Annotated in this window: 9 protein-coding genes and 2 tRNA genes; 8 read left to right on the forward strand and 3 right to left on the reverse strand. The window is 64.7% G+C overall.

The features are described from left to right. Positions 1-805: 805 nt before the first annotated feature. Positions 806-880, reverse strand: a tRNA-Thr gene (locus tag ACQR1H_RS03275). 194 nt (positions 881-1,074) lie between these two features. Beyond that, positions 1,075-1,539 carry a hypothetical protein gene (locus ACQR1H_RS03280; RefSeq protein ID WP_316177037.1) on the reverse strand — a complete coding sequence of 155 codons (465 nt, stop codon included), beginning with the start codon at positions 1,537-1,539 and terminating at the stop codon, positions 1,075-1,077. Positions 1,540-1,909: 370 nt separating this feature from the next. On the opposite strand from ACQR1H_RS03280, the gene ACQR1H_RS03285 reads away from it, so the two are divergent. Both ACQR1H_RS03285 and ACQR1H_RS03290 read left to right on the forward strand, forming a co-directional pair. Next, positions 1,910-2,371, forward strand: coding sequence for a hypothetical protein (locus tag ACQR1H_RS03285; RefSeq protein ID WP_315801025.1), 462 nt, complete (start codon positions 1,910-1,912; stop codon positions 2,369-2,371). Positions 2,372-2,438: 67 nt separating this feature from the next. Continuing rightward, positions 2,439-2,897, forward strand: a complete 459-nt coding sequence (locus ACQR1H_RS03290; RefSeq protein WP_315801024.1) for a hypothetical protein — start codon at positions 2,439-2,441, stop codon at positions 2,895-2,897. Positions 2,898-2,953: 56 nt separating this feature from the next. Here ACQR1H_RS03290 and rlmB read toward each other — a convergent pair whose 3' ends face one another. Continuing rightward, positions 2,954-3,784, reverse strand: a complete 831-nt coding sequence (gene rlmB / locus ACQR1H_RS03295; RefSeq protein ID WP_316177041.1) for a 23S rRNA (guanosine(2251)-2'-O)-methyltransferase RlmB — start codon at positions 3,782-3,784, stop codon at positions 2,954-2,956. A gap of 217 nt (positions 3,785-4,001) precedes the next feature. Here rlmB and ACQR1H_RS03300 point away from each other — a divergent pair. The 6 genes from ACQR1H_RS03300 (at position 4,002) to ACQR1H_RS03325 (ending at position 11,676) form a co-directional block, all read left to right on the forward strand. Beyond that, a tRNA-Tyr gene (locus ACQR1H_RS03300) sits at positions 4,002-4,087 on the forward strand. A 574-nt stretch (positions 4,088-4,661) separates the two neighbouring features. After that, positions 4,662-6,191, forward strand: coding sequence for a TolC family outer membrane protein (locus ACQR1H_RS03305; RefSeq protein ID WP_316177042.1), 1,530 nt, complete (start codon positions 4,662-4,664; stop codon positions 6,189-6,191). A 252-nt stretch (positions 6,192-6,443) separates the two neighbouring features. Further along, complete coding sequence (locus tag ACQR1H_RS03310) at positions 6,444-8,627, forward strand: type I secretion system permease/ATPase (protein ID WP_434899274.1); 2,184 nt, start codon at positions 6,444-6,446, stop codon at positions 8,625-8,627. A gap of 1 nt (position 8,628) precedes the next feature. Then, entirely contained in the window at positions 8,629-9,963 is a 1,335-nt protein-coding gene (locus tag ACQR1H_RS03315) for an HlyD family type I secretion periplasmic adaptor subunit (RefSeq protein WP_316177046.1), read from the forward strand. A 601-nt stretch (positions 9,964-10,564) separates the two neighbouring features. Then, a complete protein-coding gene (locus ACQR1H_RS03320) occupies positions 10,565-11,245 on the forward strand; it encodes a transglutaminase-like cysteine peptidase (protein WP_434880653.1) in 681 nt (226 codons plus the stop codon). An 80-nt stretch (positions 11,246-11,325) separates the two neighbouring features. Further along, entirely contained in the window at positions 11,326-11,676 is a 351-nt protein-coding gene (locus tag ACQR1H_RS03325) for a hypothetical protein (protein ID WP_434890694.1), read from the forward strand. Positions 11,677-11,750 lie beyond the last annotated feature (74 nt).

Below are 11,750 nucleotides of genomic sequence, written 5' to 3' on the forward strand. Positions count from 1 at the left end.
TCGGGATTCACGTAATGTTTTTTCAGAAATGCGAGTTGTACGATCCGTCGATAACAATCTGTATTTTTCTGCCGGGCGACAGTGAAGGGGCCCCTTCAATCGAAGCAGAGTTGCAGCCGGGTCAACCATTTCCCCCGGAATCGATCGGAGACGTAAGAGGGATTGGATCAAATCTCTTGTTTTCACCCTTCCAAATCAAAGAGCCGGGATTGATCAAGGTTCGAGCCCTTCGACAAGGTGTTCTCCATAGGCTTGGATCTTTGAACGTTCAGGCCGCCCCAAGCATTTCTGCCGCGCCAGGGGCAAGTTCCAATGCTTCCGAGCCTTCTCAACGCGGGGCGTCGGAGACTTAAGTTTCTCCAACGAGCGCTCGGATAGTTCATTATCGACCGCTGCTGCGAGGCGATCTCGCACCAATTCGGCGAATGTCTTGGAGGAGGCAAGGTCAGGCGGATCGATGTGAGATTGGCGTATTGTTGGCGTTCGCTTCAGTCGCGGCGAAGGTGGAGCGTGGAGCGCGCTCGGCCTCGATCGTCACAACTTCTCGCCGTCCCTCAATATTCTTTGCGAGCCCCACGACTGCCCAACCCGGCGGGAGATCTGCCCGCGCTCCCGTTTCAAAAGTGAAGAATTTCCGCTCTCTCATTGCTGCCTCCGCTTGTGAATGGCGGGAAACTACAATGGGAACATAAAATGAACAAGTGTGCCTGTTTTTGAGTCTTGCGAAAACGCACCCGTTCGCCATTCGTGCCGACTTTGCCGAGCGCGGGTGGAGCCAAAAACGTAAGAAGTCCAGGCGTTTTGCTGGTGCCGGCTGAGGGGATTGAACCCCCGACCTTCGGTTTACAAAACCGCTGCTCTACCGCTGAGCTAAGCCGGCGAAGGCACATTGGTGGCGCAGATCTCGTCGTCAGTTTGCGACGAGGTCTCGCGAAGCGCGGTGTTCCTACCAGAGTTGATGCAGTCCGGCTACTCCCCGCGTGAGCGCCGCTTCTCCCCATCAGCCCAGCAAAAAGGGCGGCCGTTGGGCCGCCCCTGTCGGAGCCGATCGTCGAAGCCGCTCCGGCTCGATCTTTACTGGCAGATGTGCATCAGCCCGTCGCTGCCCTTGAACATGGTGCCGGGGCGGCAGACCAGGCCGTTGCGGGTCGCGTAACTGTTCCAGTCGCCATAGTAGCCGTTCGGGCCGCGATCATAGCTCGGTTGGCCGTAAGAGGGGCCGGGACCGTAGGCATAGGCGTCGGCGGTGCGGAACGGTGCGGTGGCGATGGCGCCGGCGGTTCCGATGGCTGCGCCAGCAACACCCGCGGCGGCGCCGACGGCACCGGCGGCGACGTCAGCCGGCCAGAAGCCGGTGCCGCGGCGATTCCAGTCGTTGTTCCAGCCATTGTTGGTCCAGCCGGCGTCGGCGCGCTGCTGCTGCATCATCGCGCCGTCGTGGCGGGCCATGTGGTGGCGGTGGTGCATGTCGCGCGCCATGGCCGGGCCGGCCAGCGCGGTCGCGAGAACAGCAGCCCCGAGAATTGCAGATCTGATCATGGATGACTCCGTCGTTGCGCCCCAACTCCTAAGTTCCTCCGGCCGCCGCCGTTCCGCGGTCACGCCGTTTTTCACGACGGCCGGCGGCGCGCGTTGTCGACACTGATCGCGATCGTCGCGTGCGGGGCTAGCGGGCCAACCGGGCGGTTGAGGGAGCCGTCGGGCTGGTGACTCCACGATCGGGCTGCGCACGATGGTCGCGACCGCGCGGGCTGATGATCAGGCATTAACCCTCACGCGTGAACCCGACCGGAGCTTTAACCCGGAATGATGGCTCGCGCGTTAGTCTTACCGGCAGATTGATGTGCGCGTTTAACCCATCAGGGCGCGCGTTGCGGTATTTGTAGGACGGCAACCGGGGCGTGAATTCATGCGTATTGCAACGGCTTTTGTGATTGTGATCGGGACCTCTTCCGCCGCGCTCGCGAGCGAAGGCTTCGAGATCGTCATTCCCCAGCGACCCGGCGTGCCCGTCGTCATCGACGGCATTGATGCCTCCTATGCTGTCGTCGAAGGCCAGTCCAGTCTCGGCAAGGGTCAATACATGCAGCCCACGATCTATGGCGGCCGCACGGTCCCGCCCGAGCCATATGTCGGCCATTACTATCCGACCCTCGGAGCGAGGCCCGGCTATGGCCGGATGGAGATCGAGCCGCCGGCCGATCGCAAGCTGCCGAAGCCCGCCGAGAGCTATTCCCGCTCGTGGGGCGCTCAATCCCAGATGCAGCCGCCGGAGCCGGCGGTGCCGATGTATCCGCCTGCCGTCATCCTGGCTCCGCCCGATGGTGATCCACGCGGCTATCCCAATCGGCCGCCGGCCTACCGCCGCTAGCGAGCAATTCACCATCGACAGCCAAACACAAGCAAGACAAGCAAGAACAGATCAACAGGAGAGAGTTATGCGTGGAGTAATTTCAGGACTTGTCGCGATTGCCGGTCTCGCCGTCGCCGGCGGCGCACCGGCCGCGGCCTGCGGCGCCACCGCCTGCGGCCCGTGCGGCTATGCCACCCCCTGCGCGCCGCAGGTCACCTATCAGCCGACGGTCACCTATCAGCCGACCGTGACGTACCAGCCGACGGTGACGTATCGGCCGCAATATTTCTATCAGCCCGGCTACACCTATGGCCACGGCTGCGGCGCCTGCGGCGCGAGCTATGAGCGGCTGTCCGAGCCGACCCGGCAGTATTATTACGTCAACCAGGGGCCGACCTACAGTGGTCCAGGCGCCTTCGCGCCGTATCCGGCCTATGAGGAGCAGGCGCTGCCGGTCTACAGCTATCACCATCGCCGCCACGCCTATCGCTGGGGCGCCTCCCCTTACTATCACGGCCAGCGCGTGCTGCGCCGCTACTACTGATCAGCCGGACATTCGTTCAGGCCAACGCCCGTGCGCCTCGGCGCGCGGGCGTTTGATCATTTCGGCATCAATCCGATCCGGGTCGCGCCGATATAGAGCGCGAGCACGGCGGCATTGGAGACGTTGAGGCTCTTGATGGCGCCGGGCATGTCGAGCCGTGCCACGACGCTGCAGGTCTCGCGCGTCAATTGCCGCAGGCCCTTGCCCTCCGCGCCCAGCACCAGCGCGAGCGGCTCGCGCAAGGCGACCGCCGCGATGTCCTGCTCGCCCGCGCTGTCCAGCCCCACCGTTTGGAAGCCGCGCTCGTTCAGGCGCGTCAGGGCGCGAGCGAGGTTCTGCACCGTGATGATCGGCACCAGTTCGAGCGCACCGGAGGCTGATTTGGCCAGCACGCCGGTGGCCTCCGGGCTGTGGCGGGCGGTGGTCACGATCGCCTTCACGTCGAATGCTGCCGCCGAGCGCAGGATGGCGCCGACATTGTGCGGGTCGGTGATCTGGTCGAGCACCAGGATCAGCCCCTCGGCCGCGAGCGTGTCGATGTCCGGCGAGGGCAGGGGATCTGCCTCCGCCAGCAGGCCCTGGTGCACGGCGTCCGGACCGAGCCGCTGGTCGATCTGGCTGGGGCGCACGATCTCCGGCGTCACCCTTGTTTCGATCCGCTCGTCGGCGAGCCGCCGCGCAGCGTTCTCGGTCAGGTAAAGTTTGCGAATCCTCCGCTTCGGATTGGCCAGCGCCAGGGTCACGGTGTGCCAGCCATAGAGAATGACGGGGCCATCCGAGCCGTGGTCGCGTTCACGCCACGGCTGCGGCCGCTCGAATCCGCGCGGTTTGCCGGAGAATTTGCCGCCCGGACGGCGAAAAGGGGGCTTTCGGTCGCGTTCGCTCATGGCACGAGCTTCTGTCACGGCCTGCGGATTCTGGCAATTTGGCACCGCTCAGGCGGGAAAATTCGTCGTCCCTTGGTTGACTTCGAGGGGCGGGTTCGATCATAAGGGCCCCGGCCGCGCGCGCCCGCTCATCCGGGCCCCGCGGTCTTACCGTCTCCATGGCGCTGATGGTCCCCGACGCCGCTGTTCCGCGGCCGGCCCGAATTGCCATCGATACGGGGGAGTGTCCCGAGTGGCAAAGGGAGCTGACTGTAAATCAGCCGCCTCATGGCTTCGCAGGTTCGAGTCCTGCCTCCCCCACCATCTACTGCCTTTCAGCTCGACGAGATTTTTCGAGGGCAATGGACCCCCTTAGCCATTGTTTCGCTGCAGACCGTGCGTCGAAATATATGCCTCGCATCTCGGGCCCGGCGGTCGGTCGCGATATTCATTGGATCCTTCGTTGTTCCTTGATGCCGGGGCGGCGATTGCTCACGGCCGTCGTGGCGGGCCGGCGTGGCAATGGCGTGCGACTGATCGCCTGTTGCCGTTCCGCTGTGTCGCTTGAGGGCCCATCTCACTTAATGGCGCGGAAGCGGTCCATATTGAAGACAAACACGAAAAACTCGACATTCTCCGAGGCGAGATTTTTCTTTGTGAAATAAATAGCTGACTTTAAATCACCGCCTCGGCTTTACTTCATTCCCACTGCTTTGATTTTGCTTCAGATTCTGAAATCTCCGCTCCGGAGAATATGGCGGAGCGTAGCTATTCTGCCACAACCGGTCGATTTTTCGCCGCAACTGTGGCGAGTCGCGTTGCGAGCCGATCTCGGGTTTGTTATCGGTTCCGTATGTTCAAGAGCATATATACACCCATTTTGATATGCGTTGTGGGAATGAGCTTTAGCCCGGCATTGGGCGCTGAGCCGTTCACCATTCAGGATGCCATCAACCAAGCGGTGAAGACCAATCCCGGCGTCGGGGAGGCCGCAGCCAATCGGCGGGCCACCGAAGCCGAGCTTCGCCAGTCCCAGGGCACGCTGCTGCCGCAGGTCCGGCTCGATGCGAGCGCCGGGCCGGAGATGCTCAAGCAGTATGTCTCGCCGGCGCCGAGCAATAATGGCCGCTACCTGCGCGGCCGCGAGGCCGGCGTGGTGGTCCGCCAGTTGCTGTTCGATGGTTTTTCCTCGATCAATGAAGTGTGGCGACAGGCCGCGCGGGTCGATGCCGCCGCGTACCGCGTGCTGGAGCGAACCGAGCTGATCGGTCTCGATGCCGCCGAAGCCTATGTCGACGTGGTGCGCTACTCCAGGCTGGTCGCGCTGGCCGACAAGAACCTCAAGGTTCATCTCGAGCTGCGCAAGAACGTGCTGGCCCGTTTCCAGGGCGGCCGGGCCGGCGAGGGCGACACGCAGCAGGCCGAGGAGCGGGTCGCGGCAGCACAGGCCGTGCTCGAAGAATTCCGTCTCAGCCTCGAAGTGGCGCGGGCGAAGTACCGCAAGGTCGTCGGCGTCGAGCCCTATAATCTGCGTTTCCCCGGCCGGCTGTCCGACATGCCGCGCGACAAGGCGGAATCGCTCGACATCGCCTACAAGTTCAATCCGACCCTGCGCGCTGCCGCGGCGGACGTGACGGCCGCCAAGCGCGGCTTCGATGCCACCACCGGCACCTTCCTGCCGACGCTTTCGCTGGAAGGCCGCGCGACGACCGGCAAGGAATCGATCACCTACAACAATCGTTACGACGAGGTCAGCGGCAAGGTCGTTGCGTCCTGGGATATCTTCAACGGCGGCCAGAACAGCTGGCGCCGCGAGGAAGCCGCGCAGCGGATGATCCAGGAGCAGCAGAAGCATGCTCGCCTGCAGCGCGATGCGCTGGAGTCGATCGACAAGGCCTGGGCGGCTCGGATCATCACGGCTGATCGCGTCTCAGCTCTCGTCCGCGATGTCGAAGCGGCCCGCCGCACCTTCGTCGCCTACAACAAGGAGTATGAGCTCGGCCAGCGCACGCTGATCGATCTCCTCAACTCGCAGAACCAATACTTCAACGCCAACGTGTCGCTGGTGTCTGCGCGCGGTGTGGTGGTGTTCGCGGACTATCAGCTGCTCGCCGCGATGGGCCAGATGCTGAACTACCTGAAGACCGGGCATCCTCCGGAGACCGAGCCGGTGGATACGCCGAGCGGCTTCATCGGCTACAGTCTGGCTCCCATTCGGCTGAGTGCGCCGGCGCCCGGACCGCAGCCGCTGAGCTCTGCAGGCCCGGTGCCGCTGTTCGGCCTGCATGATGGTACGCCGAAGCATCCTGCACCGATTACCTTTGGGGATCGGTGGGCCTCGAGCGATCCCGAGGATACGACGTTGTTTGTTACCTCCGGAAAGTACGGCGGATTTGCTCAGAGCCTCAACGGGCCCGCGTCGAAATAGCTGCAACTAACAAAAGCCGGCGCATCTCGCGCCGGCTTTTCACCATATGCATTTACTTTGCGCTGAGATTGTCGAGAAACACCCGTAAAAGTCTCGAAAAAGTCGGGTGCAGGCCAAAGAACTAGGCTAGAGCAAATTATTAGCAAGAAGCAATGGGTGCAGGCCCGCGTGGGTCGTTGGGCCAGATGGATTTCCGAGGCGTTGTTGAATATTCGTCCGACAAGGTTCGAGCTCGAAGAGACGGCGCATGTGATGCCGCAGATGAGCACAGCCGTACCGGCAGCTGATCCTCTCAGCGACAGTCTGCTTTACCTCGCAGCTCATCACGGCCGCGCCTTGAGCCGCAGCGCGCTGCTGTCCGGACTGCCGCTCGAAAGCGGCGTGCTCAGCATCGCGCTGTACGAGCGCGCCGCGCAGCGGGCCGGGCTCGAGGCGCAACTGGTCGAACGGCCGCTGAGCGAGATCCCCGCGCTGGTGCTGCCCTGCGTGCTGATGTTTCACGACGGCACCACGCGCATCCTGCTGACGATCGACGAGGCCGCCGGCCGTCTCACCATCGTCGATCCCTCGCGCCGTGAACAGCCGGCGATCGAGCGCTTCGACGCGGTCGCGGCGCGATATGTCGGCTTCGCCTATCTGGTGCGGCCCGCCGCAGTCGTCGATCCGCGCGTGGCGGCGGCCGGCGAGGTGTCGAAAACGCACTGGTTCTGGTCGGTGGTCAGCCGCTTCGGCGCCAACTACGGCCATGTCGCGATCGCCGCATTCATCGTCAACATCCTGGCGCTGGCGGCGCCGCTGTTCACGATGAGCGTGTACGACCGGGTGATTCCGAATGGCGCGATCCCCTCGCTGGTCGCGCTCGGCGTCGGCCTCATGCTGGCCATCGGATTCGACTTCCTGCTCAAGGTGGTGCGCAGCCGCATCATCGACATGACCGGAAAGAAGATTGACGTGGTGCTCGCCGCCAACATCTTCGAGCACGTGATGTCGCTGAAGATGGACAAGCGGCCGCCATCGGTCGGCATCCTCGCCAACCAGCTCCGCGATTTCGATTCGGTGCGCGAGTTCTTCACGTCCGGCACCGTGGTCTCGGCGACCGACATGCTGTTCGCGGTCGTTTTCATCATCGTGCTGTTCATCATCGCGGGTCCCATCGCCTGGATTCCGCTGCTGATGCTGCCGGTGATGATTGCCGTCGGGCTGCTGATCCAGCGGCCGCTCGAACGCGCGATGCGGCAGATGCAGGCGCAATCCGCCGCGCGTCACGGCATCCTGGTGGAATCGCTCAACGGGATGGAGACAGTCCGCGCGGTCGCCGGCGAGAGCCGGGTGCAGACGGTGTGGGAGCGCTCGGTGGCGGCGCAGGCGCGCTCCAGCGAGGATGTCCAGTTCTGGGCGTCGATGGCGATGACCGCGGCGAGCGTCGCGAGCCAGTTCTGCAGCCTGCTGCTGGTCGTCGTCGGCGTGTTCCTGATCCTCGACGGCAAGCTCTCGGTCGGCGCGCTGGTGGCGGCCAACATGCTGTCGGGGCGCGTGCTCGGTCCGATCGCAGGCATCGCCGGCCTGATGACGCGCTTCACACAGACGACGTCGGCGCTGCGCTCGATCGACCGGCTGATGTCGCTGGACCGTGAGCGTCCGCCGGAAAAGATCTACGTCGCGCGCGAGATCAACCAGGGCCGCATCCAGTTCAAGAATGTCAGCTTCTCCTATCCGGGAAGCCAGACCAAGGCGCTCGACAACGTCTCCTTCGACATCAAGCCGGGCGAGAAGATCGGCATCATCGGCCGCGTCGGCTCCGGCAAGACCACGGTCGGCCGTCTCGCGACCGCGTTCTATCCGCCGACCGAAGGCAGCATCCTGATCGACGGCATCGACATCCAGCAATACGATCCGGCCGATCTGCGCGCCGGCATCGGCTTCGTGCTGCAGGACACCGACCTGTTCTACGGCAAGCTGCGCGACAACATCACGCTCGGCCGCCCCGCAGCGACCGATGAGGAGGTGCTGGAGGCGGCGCGGCTCGCCGGCGTCGAGACCTTCATCGCGGGCCATCCGCAGGGCTATGAGATGATGATCGCCGAAGGCGGCCGCAGCCTGTCGGGCGGGCAGAAGCAGGCGATCGGGCTGGCGCGCGTGCTGATCCGTAAGCCGCGCGTGCTGTTCCTCGACGAGCCGACCGCGCATTTCGACGTTCGCAGCGAGGGCGAATTCCTCGAGCGCCTGAAGTTGCTGGCCAAGGGCGAGATGTCCATCATCGTCTCGACCCACCGGCCGTCGTTGTTGTCCCTCGTCGACCGCATCCTGGTGTTCGACTCCGGCAAGATCGTCGCCGACGGGCCGACCGCGCAGATCCTCACCATGCTGCGTCCGCAGCCGCCCGCGGCGGCGCCGGCCGCGAGCCACACCGCGAAGCCGGTCCAGGGGACGAGGTGACATGGCGCACAGCGATTTCGCGTTCTCCAACGACATCCGCGCTGCCGTCGAGCTGCGCACGCCGAAGACAGCGCGGATGCTGCTGCTCGCTTCGCTCGGCCTGTTCTTCACCTTCCTGATCTGGGCGCATTTCGCCGTGCTCGACGAGGTCAAGCGCGGCAACGGCAAGGTCGTGCCATCGCGCCAGACCCAGGTGGTGCAATCGCTGGAAGGCGGCATCATTGCCGATCTCCTGGTGCAGGAAGGCGCGATCGTCGACAAGGATCAGCCGCTGGCGCGGATCGAGGACACCAATTTTGCTTCGCAGTTCGGCGAGATCCGCGAGCGCCGCGGCGCGATGGCCGCCCGGGTGATCCGGCTCGCGGCGGAGACCGAGGGCCGCAGCCCGGTCGAGTTTCCCGATGACCTCGTCGCCGACGCCCCGCGCGCGGTCCAGAGCGAGCGCGCCGTGTTCGATGCGCATGCGCGCAAGCTCGCGCAGGATGTCGACGTGGTGCAGCAGCAGGAGCAGCAGAAGAGCAAGGAGATCGACGAGCTCAGGGCGACCGAGAAGCGCTTCTCGGAGACGCTGGCGCTGCTCAATCGCGAGCTGGGTCTGACCCGCAAGCTTTATGATCAGAAGGTGGTGCCGGAGATCGAGATGCTGCGTGCCGACCGCCAGGCCACCGACATGCGCGGGCAACTCGCGGTGGTGCAGGCGAGCATCGTGAAGACCGAGGCCGCGGTGCAGGAGGCGCGTTCGCGCCGGCTCAACATCGTCACCGCCTTTCGCGCCCAGGCCGAAGACGATCTCGCGAAATCCCGCGGCGATCTCGCCGTGCTCGACGAGAACATCAAGTCGGCGCAGGACCGGGTACGGCGCACCGAATTGCGCTCGCCGGTGCGCGGCATCGTCAACAAGCTCAACGTCACCACCATCGGCGCCGTGGTCGCGCCGGGCGCCAGCCTGATGGAGATCACGCCGCTCGACGACACGCTGCTGGTCGAGGGCCGCATCCGTCCGCAGGACATCGCCTTCATCCGCCCCAACCACGAGGCGGTGGTCAAGCTCAGCGCCTATGATTCGTCTGTGTACGGCTCGTTGCACGGGCGCGTCGAGCGCATCAGCGCCGACACGATCACCGACGAGAAGGGCGACAAGAACGAGCGCGGCGAGACCTTCTATCGCGTGATGGTGCGCACCGAGAAGAACCATCTCGGCACCGCCCAGCAGCCGCTTCCGATCCTCCCGGGCATGGTCGCGACCGTCGAGATTCTGACGGGCAAGAAGTCGGTGCTGGACTATCTGGTCAAGCCCGCGCGCATGCTGCGTGACGAGGCGCTGCGCGAGCGCTGAGCAAGGAGCAGGGTGCCCGCGCTGGGTACGGGCTTCGCGAAGGCATGCGTGCCACCGGCGCCGCTGCGCTCATCCGGGCCCGCCCCGAGCGGCGGGCAGCGTTACCAGAATCTGAATCGTTCAAATGCGACACGGTTCGGTTGGCCTTGATTAGTCGCGTTCGCAGCTTGGCGGCGAACATCATTGCGGTTTAACCGGCCCGAAGCAGCGCCGGCCCTATCCCTGATCCGATAACGACCGGGACAGGGATCGACGCGATGACGTCGGCCGATGCCCCGGAGCATACGGGGCGTCACTGATGTTGCGGATCGATCGGCCGCGGGTTCTCCCGCGTGCGCTGGGGCTTGTGCTTGCCTTGTCGGTGGGGGCCGGTTGCGCCGGCGCCGCATTTGCCGAGACTTCAAACCGCAGGTCTGCGCAGGGCACTGCGGATAGCGCGCTGCCGGTGCCGCCGCCCGTCCGTTTCTTCACAATCAATGCCGTGCTCGCCAAGCATGACGGCCTGCGTCGCTCCGCCTCTGGACCCGTGGAAGTCGCATCGACCGATGCATCCGGGCGCGCCGGAGTCGTCAGCGACGCCCCGCAGGCACCAGCGGTCGCGATGCCAAGCGACGAGCCGTTCGGCCTGATGACGTTCCGTGCCCCCGAGGGCGTGCTGTGGGTGAAATGGCGCGGCATCCAGGGCGCGATGGCAAGCGAGCGGATCTCGGTCGAACGTTGCAACGGCGACGACGCACGCTGCTCGGCGTCGGAGCGGATCTTCGTCGCGCTGACGCGGTCGGCGGCTGCGGCTGGCGACGGCCGCGCGCGCGCGGAAATGATCAATCGCGGCGTCAACCAGGCGGTGCGCTACGTCAGCGACGACCAGCAACACGGCGTGCCGGACGTCTGGAGTTCGCCATTGCAGACCTTGCGCAGCGGCCTCGGCGACTGCGAGGATTACGCGATCGCCAAATACGCGCTGCTGCTGGCGGCGGGAACGCCCGAATCGGATCTCAAGCTGCTGCTGGTCCGCGACCTCGCCGTGCGGCAGGATCACGCCGTCGTCGCCGTGCGGCTCGACGGCAAATGGTCCATGCTCGACAACCGGCGGGCCGCTCTGATGGAAGGCCGCGATCTGCAGTCCTTCATGCCGCTGTTTGCCATCGATCATCGCGGCGTCAGCCTGTTCGCGGCGCCCTATGCCGAGCGGCCGCACCACGAGAGCGAGAGCGACGTCGCGCCGGCGGCGGAAGCCGATATCGGCGGCGGCCGGGATCCGGGTCGGCCGCTGCTGCTCTGAATGTCGCAGGCGGACGACTTGTAGCCGAGATCATTTACGGTCTTAATGCGCGCAGGGAAGCTGGCGAGCAGGGGGCCGGGGTGAATATCAAACAAGTGATGATTTGCGGGGCATTGGCTCTGGCGGCGATCGGTGGATTCATCGGCCGCGCGCAGGCTCACGCGGTGATGCTGCCGGGCGCGGCGTTTTCGATCGCCTGCGAGAATGGCGGCAGCTACATGCTGCGCTCACGCCCCGTGCTTGCGCCGGGCGAGATCGTCACCGCACAGCTCTACCTCCATCCCCATCGCGCGATTCCAGTTCGTCTCGTCCCGATGGGCGACGGCTATCGCTATGCGGGCCGCGGGGTGTGGCTCGATGGCATCGGTGACCAGGCTTTGTTGTATTTCGGCAAATACGAACCGGTGGCCTGCGTCGTCAGTCGCATCTGAGGCAATCTGCCGCGACTTCAATCCTCTTCAAGAATAATTCCTGCCTTTCGCAAATAATTCGCGAGAGGCCGGTT

This window comes from Bradyrhizobium sp. HKCCYLRH2015, assembly GCF_051168215.1.
Taxonomy (GTDB): Bacteria; Pseudomonadota; Alphaproteobacteria; order Rhizobiales; family Xanthobacteraceae; genus Bradyrhizobium.